Annotated in this window: 17 protein-coding genes; 9 read left to right on the forward strand and 8 right to left on the reverse strand. The window is 73.8% G+C overall.

Translation table 11 applies throughout. From position 1 onward, the window contains the following. Window positions 1–105: 105 nt before the first annotated feature. Genes WA640_RS23890 through WA640_RS23905 form a run of 4 tightly spaced genes read left to right on the forward strand, consistent with a single transcriptional unit; the run spans window position 106 to window position 5,169 of the window. Window positions 106–1,368 (forward strand): hypothetical protein, encoded by a 1,263-nt coding sequence (locus WA640_RS23890; protein WP_335991094.1) that lies wholly within the window; start codon window positions 106–108, stop codon window positions 1,366–1,368. Further along, window positions 1,365–2,360, forward strand: a complete 996-nt coding sequence (locus WA640_RS23895; RefSeq protein WP_335991097.1) for a hypothetical protein — start codon at window positions 1,365–1,367, stop codon at window positions 2,358–2,360. Before WA640_RS23890 ends, WA640_RS23895 begins: the two co-directional genes overlap by 4 nt. Then, window positions 2,357–3,976, forward strand: a complete 1,620-nt coding sequence (locus WA640_RS23900) for a tetratricopeptide repeat protein (protein WP_335991099.1) — start codon at window positions 2,357–2,359, stop codon at window positions 3,974–3,976. The genes WA640_RS23895 and WA640_RS23900 overlap by 4 nt, the downstream gene beginning before the upstream one ends. Beyond that, the gene (locus tag WA640_RS23905; RefSeq protein ID WP_335991101.1) at window positions 3,970–5,169 is read left to right on the forward strand and encodes a CHAT domain-containing protein; all 1,200 of its coding nucleotides are present in this window, start codon (window positions 3,970–3,972) and stop codon (window positions 5,167–5,169) included. Before WA640_RS23900 ends, WA640_RS23905 begins: the two co-directional genes overlap by 7 nt. On the opposite strand, the gene WA640_RS23910 is transcribed toward WA640_RS23905, so the two are convergent. Continuing rightward, the gene (locus WA640_RS23910; RefSeq protein ID WP_335991104.1) at window positions 5,166–5,678 is read right to left on the reverse strand and encodes a hemerythrin domain-containing protein; all 513 of its coding nucleotides are present in this window, start codon (window positions 5,676–5,678) and stop codon (window positions 5,166–5,168) included. The two genes, WA640_RS23905 and WA640_RS23910, sit on opposite strands and share 4 nt — an antisense overlap. 38 nt (window positions 5,679–5,716) lie before the next feature. On the opposite strand from WA640_RS23910, the gene WA640_RS23915 reads away from it, so the two are divergent. Beyond that, window positions 5,717–6,328: a TIGR03086 family metal-binding protein gene (locus WA640_RS23915; protein ID WP_335991106.1), complete on the forward strand. Its 612-nt coding sequence runs from the start codon at window positions 5,717–5,719 to the stop codon at window positions 6,326–6,328. A gap of 7 nt (window positions 6,329–6,335) precedes the next feature. On the opposite strand, the gene WA640_RS23920 is transcribed toward WA640_RS23915, so the two are convergent. Further along, window positions 6,336–8,822, reverse strand: a complete 2,487-nt coding sequence (locus WA640_RS23920) for an MMPL family transporter (protein ID WP_335991109.1) — start codon at window positions 8,820–8,822, stop codon at window positions 6,336–6,338. A gap of 37 nt (window positions 8,823–8,859) precedes the next feature. Next, complete coding sequence (locus WA640_RS23925; protein WP_335991111.1) at window positions 8,860–9,513, reverse strand: TetR/AcrR family transcriptional regulator; 654 nt, start codon at window positions 9,511–9,513, stop codon at window positions 8,860–8,862. A 136-nt stretch (window positions 9,514–9,649) separates the two neighbouring features. Between WA640_RS23925 and WA640_RS23930 the strand changes: the two genes are divergently transcribed. Genes WA640_RS23930 through WA640_RS23940 form a run of 3 tightly spaced genes read left to right on the forward strand, consistent with a single transcriptional unit; the run spans window position 9,650 to window position 11,957 of the window. Beyond that, window positions 9,650–10,738 (forward strand): alcohol dehydrogenase catalytic domain-containing protein, encoded by a 1,089-nt coding sequence (locus WA640_RS23930; RefSeq protein WP_335991112.1) that lies wholly within the window; start codon window positions 9,650–9,652, stop codon window positions 10,736–10,738. Between the two features lie 14 nt (window positions 10,739–10,752). Beyond that, a complete protein-coding gene (fabG, locus tag WA640_RS23935; protein WP_335991114.1) occupies window positions 10,753–11,505 on the forward strand; it encodes a 3-oxoacyl-ACP reductase FabG in 753 nt (250 codons plus the stop codon). Beyond that, window positions 11,502–11,957, forward strand: coding sequence for a MaoC family dehydratase (locus WA640_RS23940; RefSeq protein WP_335991116.1), 456 nt, complete (start codon window positions 11,502–11,504; stop codon window positions 11,955–11,957). The genes fabG and WA640_RS23940 overlap by 4 nt, the downstream gene beginning before the upstream one ends. 49 nt (window positions 11,958–12,006) lie before the next feature. On the opposite strand, the gene WA640_RS23945 is transcribed toward WA640_RS23940, so the two are convergent. After that, window positions 12,007–13,227 (reverse strand): acetyl-CoA C-acetyltransferase, encoded by a 1,221-nt coding sequence (locus WA640_RS23945; RefSeq protein ID WP_335991118.1) that lies wholly within the window; start codon window positions 13,225–13,227, stop codon window positions 12,007–12,009. A 13-nt stretch (window positions 13,228–13,240) separates the two neighbouring features. Continuing rightward, window positions 13,241–14,443, reverse strand: a complete 1,203-nt coding sequence (locus WA640_RS23950) for an acyl-CoA dehydrogenase family protein (RefSeq protein WP_335991119.1) — start codon at window positions 14,441–14,443, stop codon at window positions 13,241–13,243. A 29-nt stretch (window positions 14,444–14,472) separates the two neighbouring features. Here WA640_RS23950 and WA640_RS23955 point away from each other — a divergent pair, with 29 nt between their 5' ends. After that, complete coding sequence (locus tag WA640_RS23955; protein WP_335991120.1) at window positions 14,473–14,892, forward strand: acyl-CoA thioesterase; 420 nt, start codon at window positions 14,473–14,475, stop codon at window positions 14,890–14,892. On the opposite strand, the gene WA640_RS23960 is transcribed toward WA640_RS23955, so the two are convergent. The 3 genes from WA640_RS23960 to WA640_RS23970 are packed head-to-tail and all read right to left on the reverse strand — an operon-like array spanning window position 14,889 to window position 18,729. Continuing rightward, window positions 14,889–16,472: an AMP-binding protein gene (locus WA640_RS23960; RefSeq protein ID WP_335991123.1), complete on the reverse strand. Its 1,584-nt coding sequence runs from the start codon at window positions 16,470–16,472 to the stop codon at window positions 14,889–14,891. The genes WA640_RS23955 and WA640_RS23960 overlap by 4 nt on opposite strands. Beyond that, entirely contained in the window at window positions 16,469–17,710 is a 1,242-nt protein-coding gene (locus WA640_RS23965; RefSeq protein ID WP_335991125.1) for an acyl-CoA dehydrogenase family protein, read from the reverse strand. Before WA640_RS23965 ends, WA640_RS23960 begins: the two co-directional genes overlap by 4 nt. Further along, window positions 17,686–18,729 carry a phosphotransferase family protein gene (locus tag WA640_RS23970; RefSeq protein ID WP_335991126.1) on the reverse strand — a complete coding sequence of 348 codons (1,044 nt, stop codon included), beginning with the start codon at window positions 18,727–18,729 and terminating at the stop codon, window positions 17,686–17,688. The genes WA640_RS23965 and WA640_RS23970 overlap by 25 nt, the downstream gene beginning before the upstream one ends. Between the last annotated feature and the right edge of the window lie 2 nt (window positions 18,730–18,731).

An 18,731-nucleotide genomic window follows, 5' to 3' on the forward strand; every position in this document is an offset into this window, starting at 1 on the left:
TGGGATGGCGTGCGGGGTGTGCGACGCCGTCAGCGTCGCCCGGCGGCGGCCCCTACCGATCACAGGTTTTCCCTCGGAGTCGTACGGCCCGGCTACACTTCGCGCATGGTCCATGGCCTCGCGGCCTCGGCGGCCGTGCCGCGGGGCATGCTCGTCGCCGACGCCTGGTCCCAGCTCGGCGATGCCGTGGCGCCCTTGAGCAACGCCTCGGGGCGGCCCCTCGCGCGCACCGTCAAGCTCCTGCTGGACCCGCTCGTGCTCCGACCCGCGCAGAACCCCCGGTTCTCCGGCGGGGTGGTCGCCATCGAGCACGTCGACGCCCTCCGGAACGCGATCCTCGACGCGGGCCCGGCCCTCGCCGCGACCGCCGCGTGGTTCCAGCTCCTCAAGCGGGCCCGCCGCCGCGCGGGCGTCACCGAGGGCCACCCGCAGGACCTGTACTTCCAGCGCTGCTACGAGCTCGCGCACGTCCACGGCGACCCCGCCGCGCTCCCGGGAGCCGCCGAGATCGCGGCCGAAGCGGTCGCCGAGGTCCACGCCGAGCGCGGCGAGGTGTCGGTGGACGGCCTGCGCCGCTTCCTCACCGACCCGGCACGCAGCGCCGAACTCGCCGGGCTCCTGCACGACGCCTGGTCGCAGCGTCCCGAGCCCGCCGCGGCCGAGCCGCACCCGGGGGTCGCGGCGTTCCTCGACGACTGCGCGACCGCCCCCGACCCGCGCCTGTGGCGGGCCCTCGCCGACGCCGCGGTGGGCACCGCGGAGGCCGCGCCCCTGGACCGCCCCGGCGTCGCGCTCGGCTACGGCCTCACCGGCCGCGACCGCCCCGCAGCCCCCGAACTCGGCGAGCGGGCCTCGAAGCGCAAGCTGCCCAAGCCCTTCGACCGGTCCATCATGGAGCGTCTGTTCGCGGCGCTCACCACCTGGTTCCAGCGCGAGTCGATGGCCGACATCCCCTCGCTCGTCACCGGCGAGATCCGGCGATCCGCAGCCCCTTGGCAGCTCGCCGAGGAGCCGAGCCGCGTCGCGATGGCCCTCGGCCGCGACGCCAGCGCGGGCCTGGGCGCCGACGATGCGCCCGAGGCGGCCTCCGACGCCAACGCGCGCCTGCTGAACCGCTGGCGCCGCGAGTCCTATGTGCACCGCGTGCTGCGCCTGCCCGACCCGTCCGCAATGGGCTGGGAGGTGCGCGGCACCCGACGCGCGTACCTGCGGCGCCTGTGGGTGCGCCTCCACGGCCGCGAGCTGCGCGGCGAGGCCACCGCGGCCGACGAGGTGTGGGACCTCCTCGACGGCGCGCTGCGCTCGGTCGTCATGGACCAGCGCGACCGGCTGAAGCGTTCCCTTGAGCGCGAAGGGGACCGGTCATGACGGCCTTCGCGGTCCGGCGGACCGCGACCGCGATCCTCGTCGGCGACCGCCCGCCGCACCCGGAGCGCACGATGCTCGTGGAGGCCCGCGGCGCGCTCCTGTACTGGGACGCCCTCGACCTGCGGGCGCACCCGGCCGCGGAGGTCTTCGACGCGCGGGCCGCGGGCGACTGGCTGTGGGAGGTCTACGGCCCGGAGGCGCTGACCGGGGCCGGGACGATGGCGACCGAATGGGAGTCGCCCGTGCTCGACGCCGCCCGGAACCTGGCGTTCCTGCACTGGGCGGGGGCGTGGTGGCCCGCGTCCCATGCCGCCGGAATCCCCGCGCTCCCGGCCGGCCTGCTGCGGGCCGAGACCGCTTGGTACACGGCCGGACTCGAACACCTCCTGGACGACGACGCGGCCGTGGAGCGCGCGCTCACGGAGGTCGACCTGAGCACGCTGGTCTCCTACCCGGAGGCCGCGGACCTCGCGGCAGGCATCGCCGACCTCGCGGACTCGTACGGCGTGGCGCTGCGCGACACGGCCCGGCTCCGGCCCGAGGACTGGGCGCTCGCGGCGGGCGGCGCATACGAAGGACTCGCGGTGGCGTCCGGTTCGGCGCCGATCGACTGGAGCCTGGTCCCGGCCCGCGCGCTCGACGCCGCGGGCGAAGCCGCATGGCGATTCGAACACCGTTCCGGCGCATGGATACTGCACGTCGCCGCCTCCGCGGCGCCCGACGCCGCACCGGCCGCGTTGACCGCGGTCGTCGACACCGTCGAGATCCCGCTCCGCCTCGACCCGGGCACCGGCGCCTTCACCGGCGAGGCGCCCGCGCCGCCCGACTTCGCGAGGCGCCTCGGGGGCGGTCGCCCGATCCAGGTCCGCGCCCCCGGCTACGCCGCGGACCGGTCCGAAGACCGGGCCGAGCGCCGCGCGGCCCTCATCGCCTTCGCCCGCGACCGACTCGCCTCCCCCGACGCGACGCTCACCGAGCGGGCCGCGGCATGACCGACGACGACGTGATCGGCCTGCGCGGCAAGGAGACCACCGGCCCCAGATGGGCCGCGTTCCGGGAGCTGAACAACAGCGCCGCGAGACTCGCGGCCAAGGGCCAAGCAGTCGAGGCCATCGCGATGCTCCGCAACGCCCTCGAACTCACCCACGTCGACGACGTCGACGCGGCGGGCCTCGACGGCCGCGCCCGCGCGCTCGCCAATCTCGCGGGGCTCGCCGAAGGACAAGGCGACACCGAAGCGGCACTGCGCTACGCGGAGCAGGCGCTTGAGGCCTGCTACGCCGCCGAAGCCCAAGCGGGCGACCGGTACGGCACGGTCGCCGTCCGCGCCTCGATCCTCGTCAACCGCTGCCAGACCCTGCAACTTCTCGGCCGCCTGGATGACGCGCTTGCCGACGTCACCGGAGCGCTCGACATCATCGGCGACGGCGGTGAGGGCGACGAAGGCCTCCTCGCCGTGTCCGCCAACAACACCCGGACCGTGCTCCTCATCGGACTCGAACGCCTCGAAGAGGCCGAGGCCGCCGCTCAGCTGACGCTGCGCCTCGCCGCGGCCCGGGACCCGCGCCTCACCGGGTATCCGTACTCGAACCTCGCGGTGATCGCCCAGTCTCTCAACGACCACGAGGCCGCGATGAACTACCTGCGGCTCGCCGAGCAGGTCCATCTCATGGCGGGCGACACCGTGTCCGCTGCACTCGCCGTCGCGAACCAGGGCCGGGCCGCGATGCGCGCCGGGGACGTCGAGACCGGGCGGCGCCTCCTCGCCGCGGCCGAGCAGGCGCTCAGCGAGAGCGACCAGCCCCTGCGCGCCGCAGAGCTGCGCTACAGCCGGGCGCACGCCGCGTTCCAGGCGGGCGACACGGCCACGGCCCACGAGCTCCTGGAACCGGTGATCGAGGTCCTGCGCCGCGCCGGGCACGCGACTGCCCTTGCCGAAGCCCTTGCGGTCCAAGGCGACATCCGCGCGTCCATGGGCGAATACGACAAGGCCGAGGAGTCGTACCTCGCCGCCTGGCAGGTCTACGAGGAGACCGGCGCCCGCTACCACCTCGCCCGACTCGACATGCGCCGCTCGTTCGCGGTCGCCGACCAGGCCGCGACCACCCTCAACGATCGCCGGCGCACCCGCCTGCTGCGCCGGGCCTTCGACCTGTCCCTCACCTCGGCCCTCGCCACCGACGCGATCCGCCACGGCTTCGCACCCGGACGTTCCCGGGAACGCTGGGCCGCAACGGTGGCGATCCCGGCGATGGCCCACGCGCTGAGCCTCGCCGCCGCCCTCCGCGACGGCGCGCTCGTCTCGGAGCTGCTGGAGCACATGAGCGCCACGGTCTCGCTCCACGCCACCGCCGCGGTCGACGTCAAGCCCTTCAGCGACACCCCCGATGTCCCGCTCCCCCAATCGGACCAAGGGGAACGGCTCTCCTTCACCGCCTCGGCGCTCGTGACCGGCACCTCGGCGGACTTCCCGGCGACCCGATTCAGTCTCCCGCCGCGCCTGCGCGTCAACCCGTGGCGGGAGTCCCAATTGGAGCCGTGGATCCGGGAGACCGAGCGCCGCTACGGGTTCCCGATCCGCTCGGACGACGTGGTCGACACATGGTGAACCGACCGACCGTGCAGCTCAAGCTGGTCGACGCCGACGGGCTGTACTACTCGTGGCGCTGGGAGCACGACCTCGGCGCGATCCAGAACATCATGGTCGAGGCCGGCCGCGTGCAGCCCGCCCTCGACGCGCTCGCCGAGGCGCTCCCGACCCCGCTGCCCGGCGAGACCGTGGACCAGGCCCTCCAGCGCTCCCTGACGGGCCCGCTGACCGACCGCCACCGCGAAGCCGGCCTCGCGACGGCCCTCGCCGCGTCCCTCATCCCCTACCAGCTCGCCGTGGAGATGAACGCGCTCCTCGAACAGGGCCTGCGCCCGCACGTGCGCATCCAGCCGTCGCTGTCCACCGCCCAAGTCCCTTGGGAGGCATTGCGAGTCGACGAGGGCGAGCGCTTCGTGACGAACGCCGACGTCTCGGTCCTCCCGCCCGCGACGGTCCGCAACGCCCCGGAGCGCCGCAGGACCGTGTGGAACCCGGACGGCCCGGTCGTGGCGGTCCTGGACCCGAAGATCCCCGGCGCGGGCCGCGACCTGGGCTCGGTCCTCGGCGACGTGCCGGACGACGCCCCGCTCGTCACCGCGCTGGGCGAGCGCCGAATCCCCGCGGGACGCCCCGCCCGCCGCGACGACCTCGACCGCGACGTCTTGGAACCGCTCCTCGCCGACGCCGCGCGCTTCCTCTACGTCGGCCATGTGACGACCGCGAAGCACGGCCTCGACGCCCGCCTCCACTTGAGCTGCGGGCCCGCGACGACCGGCCGCGCCGCGGTCGTCAACGGCCACCGCCCCCTCACCGCGGCCGACCTCCTCCTGGGCCACCGCCCCGGCCCCGCGGCCCCTTGGCGCATGCCGAACCGGGTCGCGCTCATCGCCTGCGAGAGCGGCGGCGAAGTCCGCTTCGCCGAACCCGTCGGCCTCGTCGCCGCCGCCGTCCACACCGGCGCCTCCTACGTCACCGCCACCCGCTGGACCCTCCCCACCGACGAGGGCCTGCGCCACTTCGCCCCGGGCGCAACGGAATCCACGACCGTGCTCCCGGAGGCGATCCTGGCGGTCAACACCGCCCACGACGCCGACGACCCCGTCGCCGCCCTGAACGCCTGGCAGCGCGACAAAGCGGCCCGCTGGGAGGCAGCAGGCCGCCTGGAGGACTCCCCCGCAATCTGGGCGGCCTTCGCCACCGCGTTCGCCTAGGCGAGGTCCCCGAGGAGTTCCTTCGGGTCGGATTCCAGGGCGAGGGCGTCGAGGACGCTCAGCAGTTGGCGCTCCTCGTAGCCGAAGTGGGTCTCCATGACCGCGCCGATGCCGTCGAGGTGGCGGTGGAGGGTGTCGTCGTCGGCGCCTGAGTCGATCGCCGCGGCGAAGCCGCCGAGGAGGTGTTCGAGCATGTTGTGGTCGCGCATGAGGTTGGCGATCACGGGTTCGAGCTCGGGGTGCGCGGCGGTGATCTCGGGGAACAGGCCCCGGTCCTCGCTCTGGTGGTGGCCGCTGAGGGCGGCGCAGAAGCCGCGGCAGTAGACGAGGAGGTCCTCGCCGTTCCTGTCGTCGAACTCGTCGTCGATCTGGCGGCGGGCCAGGTCGAGGGCCTGCCGGAGGCGCTGGTGGACGGCGCGGAGTTGGGTGCTGAACGCGACCAGGCGGTCGGTCTCTGAACTGATGTCGTGCTCCTTCGGTGCTCGGCGCCCGGGGGCGCCGTCCGGCATCGTAACCGCCCGGACGCCGAGGGCCTATGATCCCGGTCATGACCGGACTCCTCGAATTCCACGCCGTCGCCCTGAACACCACCGTCGCGCTCGTGGACGGGGCCGAGCGGCTCGACCTGCCCACGCCCTGCGCGGGCTGGGACCTCGGGCGGCTCGTCGCGCACATGACCGGCCAGAACCTCGGGTTCGCGGCCGCCGCGCGCGGCGACGGCTTCGAGCCCCGGACCTGGGCGGAGGTCCCGTCCACCCCCGCGGCGTTCCGGGCGTCGGCCGCGGAAGTGCTGGCGGCCTTCGCCTCCGAAGGCGCGGCCGAGCGGACCTGGTCGATCCTCGCCGGGGCCGACCAGGAGGTGCAGGTGCCGGGGCGGACCGCGATCGGGTTCCACTTCATCGACTATGTCGTCCACGCCTGGGACGTCGGCGTCTCGCTCGGGCGCCCGCCCGTGTTCCCGCGGCCGCTCCTTGAGGCCGTGCTGCCCTTGGCCCTCGAAGTCCCGGCGACCGGGCCCGCGCGGTCCGGCCCCTACGCGCCGTTCGCGCCCGCGGTGACCGCCGCGGCCGACGCGGACCCCATGGACGAGCTGCTCGCCTACCTGGGCCGCGACCCCGAGTGGAAGGCCCCCTCGCCCGAAGGCGAAGGGGCCCGGTAAAGACCGGTCAGTCCTCGGCCTTCTCCACGTGCGGGTGGCGGCGCTCCAGTGCCGCGCCTTCCACATCCACGTCCGGGAGGATGCGGTCGAGCCACTTCGGCAGCCACCACGCCTTGTCGCCCACGAGGTGCATGAGCGCCGGGATGATGAGCATCCGGACCAGGAACGCGTCGACGAGCACGCCGAAGGCGAGCGCGAATCCGATCGGGCGGATCATCGTCGAGTGGGAGAAGATGAACCCGCCGAAGACCGCCATCATGATGATCGCGGCGGCCGTGACGACCGACCGGCCGGCGCGCACGCCGAGGACGACGGACTGCCGCGCCGGGGCGCCGTGGGCGTACGCCTCGCGCATGCCCGAGCCGATGAACAGCATGTAGTCCATGGCGAGCCCGAACAGGATGCCGACCAGGAGCGTCGGCAGGAAGTTCAGGATCGGGCCGGGCGTGTCGACGCCGAAGACGTCGGCGAGCCAGCCCCACTGGTAGATCGCGACGACGCCGCCGAGGGCTGCGAAGTAGCTGAGGATGAACCCGAGCGTCGCGAGCACCGGCACGAGGATCGACCGGAACACCAGGATGAGGATGATGAGCGACAGGCCCACCACGACCGCAAGGTATACCGGGAGCGCATCGGCGAGGATCTCCGAGATGTCGATGTTCCCGGAGGCCGAGCCCGCGACGCCGATGTCCTCGACGCCGTCCACGGACAGGTCCCGCAAAGCGTGCACAAGCTCCTGAGTGGACTCTGAGGTCGGGCCGTCCTCGGGGATCACCTGGAACGCCATGGTGGTGCCGTCCTCGGAGGTCCCGATGGGCGCCACGGCGACCACGTCGTCCTCGGCGGCCACGGCCTGCGCGACCGCGACCTGGTCGGCGAGCGCCGCGGTGTCGTCGGCGGGGGCCTCGGCGAGGTCGGCGACGACGAGCAGCGAGCCGTTCTGGCCCTCGCCGAAGCGCTCGGCGATCGTCTCGTACGCCTGGTACTGGGTGGTGTCGTGCTGCTCGGAGGACCCGTCAGGCAGGTTGAGCCGCAGGTCCATCGCGGGGAGCGCGACGGCGATGAGCGCGCCGAGGCCGACGAGGACGCGCATGACGGCGCGGCCGGTGTGCATCGGCTGCGGGTCGGGCTTGCGCGTCACCGAGTGGTCCTCACGGGCGGCGCGTTCGCGCTTGCTGAGGATCTTCAGGCCCGCGAGGCGCAGCAGCGCGGGGATGAACGTGATCGCCACGAGCACCGCGATCGCGATGCAGAACGCGCCGATCGAGCCCATGAGGCCGAGGAACGGGATGCCGGTGATGTTCAACGCCACCAAGGCGATGAGCACCGTGGCGCCCGCGAACACGACCGCGTTCCCGGAGGTGCCGGTGGCGAGCGCGATCGACTCGTCCACGTCGTAGCCCTCTTTGAGCTGGCGCCGGTGCCGGTTGACGATGAACAGCGAGTAGTCGATGCCCACGGCGAGGCCGAGCATGAGGCCGAGGATCGGGGTCACCGAGGTCATCTCGACGGCGCCGGAGAGCGACATGCTCGCGAGCGCGCCGATGCCCACGGCCACGAGGGCGGTGGCGAGCGGCAGGACCGCGCCGATGAACGTGCCGAGCATGAGGACCAGGACGATCCCGGCGACGACGAGGCCGATGACCTCGCTGACGCCCGCGATCTGCGGGACGGCGTCGAGCATCTCGGAGGAGTAGTCGAAGTCCACGCCGTCCACAGGGGAGTCGTCGAAGACGGCGGTGACGTCCTCCTTCGTCTCGGGCGTGACGTCCATCTGCGGCTCGGTGAACGCGACCGTGACGATGGCGGCGCTGCCGTCGGAGGAGACGACGCCCGCGTCGGCGGCGAGGTCGAGGAGCACCGCTCCGTCCTCAAGGGACTTCGACTGGGCTTCGAGCTCGGCGGCGCCCGCTTCGAGCTGGGCCTCCTGCGCTTCGAGTTCCGCGTACCCGGCGTCGAGCTGGGCCTGCTGGGCGTCGAGGTCGGCGGAGTCGCCGAACTGCTCGCGGGCGGCGTCGAGCTGCGTCTGGGACGCGTCGAGGTCGGCGCGGGCGTCCTGGATCTGGGCGCGACCCGCCTCGGCCTGGGCGAGCCCGTCCTCGATCTGGGTGCGGCCCTGGTCGATCTGGGTCTGCTGCTCCTCGCGCTGCGCCTCGGTGGCGAACGGGTCGACCACCGTCTCGACGCCGTCGACGTCGGCGGCGTCGGCGATCAGGGCCGAGATCGCGGCCTTCTGCTCGTCGGTGAACGGGTCGCCGTTCGCGGTGGAGAGGACGATGCTGCCGGTCCCGCCGGAGGCTTCGGGGAGCGCCTCGGCGAGGTGGTCGGTGACCTCCTCGGTCGGGGTGCCCGGGATGGAGAGCGTGGTCGCGAAGGCGCCGCCGAAGAGCACGAACGCCGCGGCGGCGGCCGCGAGGATCAGCGCCCACGCGGCGATGACGGTCTTGGCGCGGCGGGCGCACCAGCGCCCGACGCGGTACAGGAATTCGGCCAAGGTGGTCTCCTGGTGGTGGTTTCGGGTGTTCTGGAGCTCAGGTGCCGGGCTCGCGGAGGACCGCGGTGACGCGGCCGACGAAGCGGTCCCAGGCGCGGCGCGAACCGGGCGTGTCCGCGGCGCCGGTCTCCTCGATCCACAGGTGCACGAATCCGAGGAGGCCGCCGCAGAACGCGGCGACGAGGAGGCGGACGGCGAGGGCGTCCACGTCGGGGTGGCGGCCCGTCATCGCGGCCGTCATCCGCTCGGTGAAGAGGTTGAAGGCGCGCTGCATGAGCAGGGCCTCGCGCTCCCCCGGCTGCGGCTCGCCGCCGAGGATCTCGAAGAGCTCCACGACGACGGGCACGAGGTGGTCGCCGGAGGAGGTGGCGACGAGGTCGGCGAGGACGGTGTCGGGTTCGCGCTCGTCGTTCGCGGCGCGCGCGGACATGCGGTCGACGACCTCGACGAGCATCTGCCCGGCGACCTCGGTGGCGACGTCAGCGAGGGTCGCGAAGTGGTTGAAGACGGTGCGGCGCGAGACGTCGGCGGCGGCGGCCAGCTCGTCGACGGAGAACCCGGTGCCCTGGCGCTCGCGCATGAGGTCGGCGGCGGCGTCGAGGATCGCCTTGCGGCTCTTGGCTTTGAGCGCGGCGCGGCGGTCGACCGGCGGGCCGGGCGGCTGATCGACGGGTCCTGCGGGAGCGGCCATGCCGCCTACACTAAATGCAACGATGCACTGAGTGCATCATCTTGTGCGGATCGCCACAGGCCGCCGCGGCGCGGGACTGGCGCTGCAAACCGTCCAGTCGGTATGCTGAGCGGTACCGAACGACGAGGAGGTCGGCGTGGAGATCACCGGAGCCGTGCTGGAGCGCTGCGGCGCCCCCGCGCCGTACGCCGAGTCGCGGCCGGTCACCTTGGGGCCCTTGCAGCTCGAACGCCCGGGGCCGGGCGAGCTGCTGGTGCGCGTGGAGGCCGCGGGGCTGTGCCACTCGGACCTGTCGGTGGTCGACGGCAGCCGGGTGCGGCCGGTGCCGATGCTCCTGGGCCACGAGGCCGCGGGCATCGTCGAGGAGGCGGGCCCGGGGACCGGCACCGAGATCGGCCGCCGGGTCGTCATGACGTTCCTGCCGCGCTGCGGGCGCTGCGAGGAGTGCGGGACGCTCGGGCGCCTGCCGTGCGCGGTCGGCTCCGCGGCCAACGCGGCGGGGACCCTCGTCGGCGGGGCGGTGCGGCTCAGCCGCGGCGGCGAGCCCGTCGCGCACCACCTCGGCGTGAGCGCGTTCGCGACGCACGCGGTGGTCTCCGAAAGCTCCGTGGTCCCGGTGGAGGACGACGTGCCCGCGGACGTCGCGGCCCTGCTCGGGTGCGCGGTGCTCACCGGCGGCGGCGCCGTCGTCAACGCGGGCCGGCCCGAACCCGGTGCGACCGTGGCGGTCGTGGGCCTCGGCGGGGTCGGCATGGCCGCGCTCCTCGTCGCACAGGCCCTGGGCCACCGCGTGATCGGCGTCGACACCGTGCCCGCGAAACTCGACCTGGCGCGGTCGCTCGGGGCCGAGGCCCGCACTCCCGAAGCGGCCGAAGGACTCCGGGCGCCCGTCGTCGTCGAGGCCGCGGGCTCGGCCCGCGCGTTCGAGACCGCGTTCGCGCTCACCGCGCCCGGCGGGACCACCGTGACCGTGGGCCTGCCGCACCCCGACGCGCGCGCGTCGCTCGCGCCGCTGCGCCTGACCGCCGAGGCGCGCACCGTCGTCGGCTCCTACCTCGGTTCCGCGGTCCCCGGCGACGACGTCCCCCGCTACGCGGACCTGTGGCGCGCCGGGCGGCTCCCGCTCGACCGGCTCGTCTCCGACCGGATCGGCCTCGACGGCCTCCCGGCCGCCCTGGACCGCCTCGCCTCGGGCGAGGCGCTGCGCCAGCTCATCATGTTCTGACCGAAAGGACGCCCATGACCTCACGGACCGCCATCGTCACCGGAGCCGCGCGCGGCATCGGGGCCGCCACGGCCCGCCGCCTCGCCGCCGACGGGCACGCCGTCGCCGTCCTCGACCTCGCCGAGGACCAGGCGGCAGGCGTCGCCGACGACATCAACGCGAAGGGCGGCAAGGCGATCGCCATCGGCGCCGACGTCGCGGACGAGGCCGCCGCGACGGCCGCCGTCGCGCGCGCCGCCGCCGAGCTCGGCCCGCCGCAGATCCTCGTCAACAACGCCGGGATCCTCCGCGACAACCTCCTGTTCAAGATGAGCGCCGCTGACTGGGACGCCGTCCTCGGCGTCCACCTGCGCGGCGCGTTCCTCATGACCCGCGCCGTCCAGTCGTCCATGGTGGAGGCGGGATGGGGCCGGATCGTGAACCTCTCCAGCACCTCCGCGCTCGGCAACCGCGGCCAGGCGAACTACGCCGCCGCGAAGGCCGGCATGCAGGGCCTGACCAAGACCCTCGCGATCGAGCTCGGCAAGTTCGGGATCACCGCGAACGCCGTCGCGCCCGGGTTCATCGAGACCGAGATGACGAAGGCGACGGCCGAGCGCGTGGGCGTGCCCTTCGCCGACTTCCTCGCGCACGCCGCGAAGGAGGTCCCGGTCGGGCGCGTCGGCCAGCCCGAGGACATCGCGGCAGCCGTCGCGTTCTTCTGCTCCGAGGAGGCCGGGTACGTCTCCGGGCAGGTCCTCTACGTCGCCGGGGGTCCGAAGGCATGACGATCACCGCCGCCTCCCCCGCCGACCTCGCGAACTCCCTGGGCGCCAAGGCCACCAGCGAATGGCTTCGAATCGACCAGGACCGCGTCGACGCGTTCGCCGACGCCACCGGCGACCACCAGTGGATCCACACCGACCCCGCCCGCGCCGCCGCCGGGCCCTTCGGCGCGCCGATCGCCCACGGGTACCTGACCCTCTCGCTCCTGCCGCACCTGCTCAGCGGGCTCGTCGCGATCGACGGCCTCGCCATGTCCGTCAACTACGGCCTCGACCGGCTGCGGTTCCTCCAGCCGGTCCCGGTCGGCGCCCGCGTCCGCGCCGTCGTCGAGCTCGCCTCCGCCGAGGCCACCGCCCGCGGCGTGCGCGCCGGATACGCCGTCACCGTCGAGATCGAGGGCGCCGAGAAGCCCGCGCTCGTCGCGGACACCATCACGCTCTACGTCCCCGCGTAGGGAACGAAGCGGCGCGGGCCTCGTGGGCCCGCGCCGCTTTCGTGTGGAATCAAAGCCGTTCGAGGACCATCGCCATGCCCTGGCCGCCGCCCACGCACATGGCCTCCAGGCCGTACCGGCCGCCCGTGTCCTGCAAGGCGTTCAGCAGCGTCGAGGTGATCCGCGCGCCGGTCATCCCGAACGGGTGCCCGACCGCGATCGCCCCGCCCTTGACGTTGAGGCGGTCCTCGTCGATCCCGAGGTCCCGGGCCGAGGGGATCACCTGTGCGGCGAACGCCTCGTTGATCTCGACCAGGTCCATGTCCCCGATCCCCAGGCCCGCCAGCGCGAGCGCCCGCCGGGACGCCTCGACCGGGCCGAGCCCCATGATCTCCGGGGAGATCCCGGAGACGCCGGTGGCGACGATGCGCGCGACCGGCTCGATCCCGAGTTCGGCCACCGCGCGGTCGGAGACGACGACGAGGGCCGCGGCGCCGTCGTTGAGGGGGCAGGCGTTCCCGGCGGTGACGGTCCCGCCGGGCCGGAAGACCGGGTCGAGCGCGGCGAGTCCGGCGACGGTGGTGCCGGGCCGGGGGCCGTCGTCGGCGGCGACGACCGCGCCGTCGGGGAGCGTCACAGGGGTGATGTCCTTGTCCCAGAAGCCCGCTGCGAGGGCGCGTGCGGCGCGCTGCTGGCTGCGGGCGGCGAAGGCGTCCTGCTCCTCGCGGGTGACGCCGCGGAGGGCGGCGACGTTCTCGGCGGTCTGGCCCATGGCGATGTAGGGGTCGGGGAGCAGGCCCTCCTCGCGCGGGTCGGTCCAGTCCGGGGCGCCCTCGGCGCGTTTCTCGGTGCGGCGTACGGCGTCGGCGAAGCGCGCGTTCTCCAGTTCGGCGCCGGGGATCGCGTCGCTGGAGCCGATGTCCATGCCGGAGACAGATTCGACGCCCGCGGAGACGAAGACGTCGCCCTCGCCCGCCTTGATCGCGTGGAACGCCATGCGGGTGGTCTGGAGGCTGGAGGCGCAGTAGCGGGTGACGGTGGCGCCGGGGACGGCGTCCCAGCCGAGCATGACGGCGACGATGCGCGCCATGTTCATGCCCTGGCGGCCGCCGGGCATGCCGCAGCCGAGGAGGAGGTCGTCGATGCGGCCGGGGTCGAGGCCGGGGACCTTGTCGACGGCGGCGCGGACCATCTGCGCGGCGAGGTCGTCGGCGCGGACGTCCTTGAGGGAGCCCTTGCGGGCGCGGCCGATCGGGGAGCGGGCGGTGGCGGCGATGTAGGCCTCGGTCATGGCGGTGTCCTCTCTAGACGAACGCTTGGCGTCCGGTGATCGCCCGGCCGACGATCAGGGTGTTCATGTCGTAAGTGCCCTCGTAGGAGTAGACGGCCTCGGCGTCGGCGAAGTATCGGGCGACGCCGTGGTCGAGCTGGATGCCGTTGCCGCCGAGGACGGCGCGGGCGCGGGCGACGACTTCCCGCATGCGGGAGGTGCAGAAGGCCTTCGCCATGGCGGCGTGCTCGTCGCGGCGCTTCCCGGCGTCCTCCAGTTGGGCGGCCCGCACGCAGACGGCGAGCCCGGCGGTGACGTCGGCGAGGTTCTCGGCGAGCTTCTGCTGCACGAGCTGGAACGAGGCGATGGGGCGCCCGAACTGCTCGCGCTCTGCTGCGTAGCGGACGGCGGCCTCGTGGGCGCCGAGGGCGATGCCCATGGCCTCCCAGGCGACGCCCACGCGGGTGGGGCCGAGGACGCCGGCGAGGTCTTTGAAGGAGTCGATCCGCTGGAGCCGGTCGGCTTCGGGGACTTCGACGCCGGTGAGGGTGATGTCGGCGTTCTGGACGCCGCGCAGCGACTGCTTGCGCTCGATCTTCTCGGTCTTGAAGCCCGGGGTGTCCTTGCGGACGATGAAGCCCTTGACCTGGCCGTCGTCGATGTCCTTGGCCCAGATGAGGGTGATGTCGGCGAAGGTGGCGTTGCCGATCCAGCGCTTGGCGCCGTCGAGGACCCAGGTGTCGCCGCGGCGGACGGCGGTGGTGCGCAGGCCGCGGGCGGTGTCGGAGCCCGCGAGGGGTTCGGTGAGGCCGAACGCGCCGATGACCTCGCCGCGCCCCATGGGCGGGAGCCATGCGGCGCGCTGCTCGTCGGAGCCGCCGACGCCGATGGCGCCCATGGCGAGCCCGGAGGTGACGCCGACGAAGGTGGCGAACGAGGCGTCGACGCGGGCGATCTCGACGGCGGCCCAGCCGCGGAAGAGGGCGCTGTTGGGGAACCGGCGGGACTCGGGCCAGGCGGTGCCGAGGACGCCGGTGGCGGCGATGCCCGGGACGAGGTGGTGCGGGAACTCGGCGCGGTCCCAGTAGTCGTCGGCGATGGGCCGGACCTCGCGCTCCATGAAGTCGCGGAGGCGGAGCGCGGCCTCCTGCTCCTCGGGTGAGAGGAGGTCCTGGAAGGCGTAGAAGTCGCCCTCCAGCAGATTGGACCGACCGGTCGGTATGTGGTTAGGATGCATGGACCCCTGCCTTCCCCTTGGAGGAGACCGTGACCAACCGCTTCCCGTTCCCCTTGCGCTGGAACGACAACGACCAGTACGGCCATATGAACAACACCGTGTACTACGAGGCGATGGACTCGGGCGTCAACACCTGGATGATGCGCCGCGCGGGTCTGGACCCGGCCGGGGAGGTCATCGGGCTGGCGCGGGCCTCGTCGTGCGAGTTCCTCGCGCCCGCCTCGTTCCCCGACGTCCTGGAGGTGGACATCGCGGTGGCCCGCCTCGGGACCACCTCGATCACGTGGGACCTGGCGATCCTGCGCGAGGGCGCCCCCGGCCGGGAGGCGCCGCTCGCGCTGGGGCGGTTCACGCACGTGTTCGTGGACCGCGCCCGCCGCCGCCCGGTGCCGGTGCCCGCGCCGGTCCGCGCCGCCGTGGAGGCGGAGCTGCGGATCGGCGCGGACTAAGGCGTGAACCGCTGCACCAGTTCGCGTTTGAGGACCTTCCCGCTCGCGCCGAGCGGGAGGGCCTCCACGACGTGGACGACCCGCGGGTACTTGTAGGCCGCGACCTTCTCCTTCATGAACGCCACGACCTCCGCCGCGTCGACCTCCCTGCCCTGGGCGGGGACGACCGCCGCGTGGACCTCCTGGCCGTGCGTGTCGTGCGGGACGCCGAAGACCGCGCCGATCGACACCGCCGGGTGCCGCGCGAGGACGGCCTCGACCTCCGAGGGGTACACGTTGTAGCCGTTGCGGATGATCATGTCCTTCTTGCGGTCCACGATGGTCACGACGTGGTCGGCGGTGACGGTGCCGAGGTCGCCGGAGCGGAACCACCCGTCCACGACCGCCGCGGCCGTCGCGTCGGGCCGCCCGAGGTAGCCCTTCATGAGGTTGTGGCCGCGGATGACGATCTCGCCGAGTTCGCCGGGGGCCAGCAGGACGATGCGGTCCTCGGTCTCGGCGTCGGCCGCCGCGACGTCCACGCCCCAGATCGGGGTGCCGACGGTCCCGGGCCGGATCGGCTCGCCCGCCTTGTTGAACGTCGCCGACGGCGCGGTCTCGGTGAGCCCGTAGCCCTCGTGGACCTGCGCGCCGAACGCCGCCTCGAACGCCTCCAGCAGCGCCACCGGCAGGGCCGCGCCGCCTGAGACCGCGAACCGCAGCGGCGGCCGCGCGGGGTTGCGCCCGGCGGCCTCGACGAGCCCTGCGAAGTTCGTGGGCACCGCCGTGAACACGGTGCCGCCGTGGCGGTTGAGCAGTTCCAGCGCGTCGTCCGGGTCGAACTTCGGGAGCAGGATGATCGAGGCGCCGCGCCGGAACGCGACGTTGAGGACGGCCATCTGCCCGAAGGAGTGGAAGAACGGGAGCCCGCCGTAGACCACGTCCTCGGGGAACATCGGGAACGAGTCGATGAGGGAGACGTTGACCTGCTCGACCATCGCCAGGTGCGAGCCGACCGCGCCCTTCGGCGTGCCGGTCGTCCCCGACGTGTAGAGGATCGTGGCGGCGTCGAGGGGGTTGACGGAGGCGTAGCGTTCGATCGGGTCCGCCTGCGCCGCTTCGGCTTCGAGGCGCGGCAGGGGCCGGCCTCCGACTTCGAGGCCCTCGGGGGCGAGCACCGAGACGAGCGGGGTCCCGGTGCGAGCCGCGGCCGGGGCGGCCTCGGCGAGGAGCGGCGCGGCGGCCACGAGGAGCTCGGCCTCGGAGTCCTCCAGCACGAACGCGATCTCTTCGGCCTTGAACAGCAGGTGGATCGGCACGATCACGGCGCCGAGCGCGAGCGCCGCGTAGTAGACGCGCGGGAAGTCCGGGACGTTCGGCACGAGCATCGCCACGCGCGAGCCGCGCCCGACGCCGCGGGCCGCGAGCGCCCCGGCGTAGGCGCGGGTCTGGTCCCACAGCTCCCCGTAATGCAAGGTGGCGCCCATGAAGCGCAGGGCGGGCGCGTCCGGGGTGCGGCGCGCGGTGTCGGCGAGGATGGCGGCGATCGAGAGGGTCCCGTAGCCGGGGCCGTCCATCGCGGGGTCGGGTCGGTGCGTCATTGCACGGCTCCTTCCATTGTGGATGATGATAGCCGCAGCTCGGCCTTGCCGAGGGAGGCGGCGTGGACTTCGTCGGGGCCGTCGGCCAGGCGCAGCGACCGCGCGGCGGCGAACATCTCCGCCAGCGGGTGGTCGCCGGTGAGCCCGGCCGCGCCGAACAGCTGGATCGCGCGGTCGAGGATCCCCTGCACCGCACGGGGGACGGCGACCTTGATCGCCTGGATCTCCTTCATGGCGGCCCGGTTCCCCTCGGTGTCCATGAGCCACGCGGTCTTCAGGACCAGGAGCCGCAGCGCCTCGACCTGGACGCGCGCGTCGGCGGCCCACTCGCGGACCACGCCCCGGCGGGCGAGCGGCCCGCCGAAGGCGATCCGCTCGTTCGCCCTGCCGCGCACCAGGTCCAGGGCGCGCTCGGCCATGCCGAGGGCGCGCATGCAGTGGTGGATCCGGCCGGGCCCGAGGCGGGCCTGCGCGATGGCGAACCCGCCGCCGGGCTCGCCGAGGAGGTTCGCGGCGGGGACGCGCACGTCCTCGAAGCGGATCTCGGCGTGCCCGCCGTGGTCGCGGTCGTCGTACCCGAGGACCGTGAGCGGCCGGACGACGGTGACGCCGGGGGTGCCGCGCGGGACGAGGATCATCGACTGCTGCCGGTGCCGCGGCCCGTTCGGGTCGGTCTTGCCCATGACGACGAGGAGCTCGCACTCGGGGTTCATGGCGCCCGTGGCGAACCACTTGCGGCCGTTGACGACCCATTCGCCGCCGTCCCGGTGGACCCGGGTCCCGATCTGGGACGCGTCGGAAGAGGCGGTGCCCGGCTCGGTCATGCAGAACGCCGAGCGGATGCGGGCCTCCAGGAGCGGTTCGAGCCACCGCTCCTGCTGCTCGGGCGTGCCGAAGTGGACGAGGAGCTCCATGTTCCCGGTGTCGGGCGCGGCGCAGTTCATCGCGGCCGGGGCGAGCCGGGGACTGCGGCCGGTGATCTCGGCGACCGGCGCGTACCGGAGGTTCGACAGGCCCCCGCCGCGCCCGTGCGGTCCCGGCGGCAGGAACAGGTTCCACAGGCCGCGTTCGCGGGCGATCTCCTGGAGATCGCGCACGATCGGGCGCGGCCCCCACTCGCCGGGCGCGGCCGCGAGCTGCGCCGCGAGCACCGGCTCGGCGGGGAGCACGTGCTCGTCGAGGAACGCGGCCGCCTCGTCGGCGAACGCGCGGGTCATCTCGTCGGGTCGGAAATCCACAGCCCCTCCTCCGCCAGGGGCGCCACGAGCGCCCCGATCGCATCGAAGCCCTCGCCCACGGTGTGGCCCTTCGTGTACCGGAAGTGGACCCCTTCGAGGATCACCGCGAGCTTGTAGCAGGCGAACGCCCGGTACCAGCGCAGGTCGGGGACGGGCGTCCCCGCGCGCGCCGCGTACGCGTCCACGATCTCGTCGAACGCGGGGTAGCCCGCGCCGGGGACGATCGCGCCCGCGGCCCGCTCGCCGCCGGCGAGTTCCGTGATGTGCCAGTACATGCCGAGCATGCCGAGGTCCACGAGCGGGTCGCCGAGGGTCGCCATCTCCCAGTCGAGGACGGCGGCGACGCGCGGTGATCCGGGCGGCCCGGCGACGATCATGTTGTCGAGCCGGTAGTCGCCGTGGACGATCGCGGCGCGGCCGGAGTCCGGGACGGCGGCGGCGAGCCGGGTCCCGAGGGCGTCCAGGGCCTGGACCTCCCGGGACCGGGACGCGTCGAGCTGCCGCGCCCAGGTGCGCATCTGGCGCGCGAGGTACCCGTCGGGCCGGCCGAAGCCGCCGAGCCCGAGCGCCTCGGGCTCGGCGGCGTGGAGGTCGGCGAGGATCTCGGCGACCTCGATCCCGAGGCCGTGGAGGCCCGCGGGGGTCCAGTCGGCGTTGCGCGCGGGGCGGTCCAGGACCGCGCCCTCGACGAACGCCATCACGAAGAAGACCGTGCCGGTGACCTCGCGGGACTCGGTGTCGTCAACGACGTCCACGGTGGCGGGCACCGGGATCGTCCCGTGCAGGGCCGTGACGACCCGGTGCTCGCGGCGCATGTCGTGGGCGGTCGGCAGGGCGTGGCCCAGGGGCGGGCGCCGCAGCACCAGCGGGGTCTTGGCGCCGTCGACGCGGTACGTCAGGTTCGAGCGCCCCCCGTCGATCAGCGCGGCCCGCAGCGGGCCCTCCCCCGCGAGCCCGGGGTGCTCCCGGGCCAGCCAGCGGGCGAGCCCCGCGGTGTCGAGCCCTGGCATGTCGGTCATCG

Origin of the sequence: Glycomyces sp. MUSA5-2, assembly GCF_037034145.1 — a bacterium.
GTDB classification, from domain to species: domain Bacteria; phylum Actinomycetota; class Actinomycetes; order Mycobacteriales; family Micromonosporaceae; genus Glycomyces; species Glycomyces artemisiae.

Bases quoted from the DNA above. Each gene is read 5' to 3' on its own strand.
- WA640_RS23895 (WP_335991097.1), top strand. From the start codon at position 1,365: ATGACGGCCTTCGCGGTCCGGCGGACCGCGACCGCGATCCTCGTCGGC.
- WA640_RS23900 (WP_335991099.1), top strand. From the start codon at position 2,357: ATGACCGACGACGACGTGATCGGCCTGCGCGGCAAGGAGACCACCGGC.
- WA640_RS23970 (WP_335991126.1), bottom strand. From the start codon at position 18,729: ATGACCGACATGCCAGGGCTCGACACCGCGGGGCTCGCCCGCTGGCTG.
- WA640_RS23950 (WP_335991119.1), bottom strand. From the start codon at position 14,443: ATGCATCCTAACCACATACCGACCGGTCGGTCCAATCTGCTGGAGGGC.
- WA640_RS23940 (WP_335991116.1), top strand. From the start codon at position 11,502: ATGACGATCACCGCCGCCTCCCCCGCCGACCTCGCGAACTCCCTGGGC.
- WA640_RS23890 (WP_335991094.1), top strand. From the start codon at position 106: ATGGTCCATGGCCTCGCGGCCTCGGCGGCCGTGCCGCGGGGCATGCTC.
- WA640_RS23910 (WP_335991104.1), bottom strand. From the start codon at position 5,678: ATGCCGGACGGCGCCCCCGGGCGCCGAGCACCGAAGGAGCACGACATC.
- WA640_RS23925 (WP_335991111.1), bottom strand. From the start codon at position 9,513: ATGGCCGCTCCCGCAGGACCCGTCGATCAGCCGCCCGGCCCGCCGGTC.
- WA640_RS23905 (WP_335991101.1), top strand. From the start codon at position 3,970: ATGGTGAACCGACCGACCGTGCAGCTCAAGCTGGTCGACGCCGACGGG.
- fabG (WP_335991114.1), top strand. From the start codon at position 10,753: ATGACCTCACGGACCGCCATCGTCACCGGAGCCGCGCGCGGCATCGGG.
- WA640_RS23945 (WP_335991118.1), bottom strand. From the start codon at position 13,227: ATGACCGAGGCCTACATCGCCGCCACCGCCCGCTCCCCGATCGGCCGC.
- WA640_RS23915 (WP_335991106.1), top strand. From the start codon at position 5,717: ATGACCGGACTCCTCGAATTCCACGCCGTCGCCCTGAACACCACCGTC.
- WA640_RS23960 (WP_335991123.1), bottom strand. From the start codon at position 16,472: ATGACGCACCGACCCGACCCCGCGATGGACGGCCCCGGCTACGGGACC.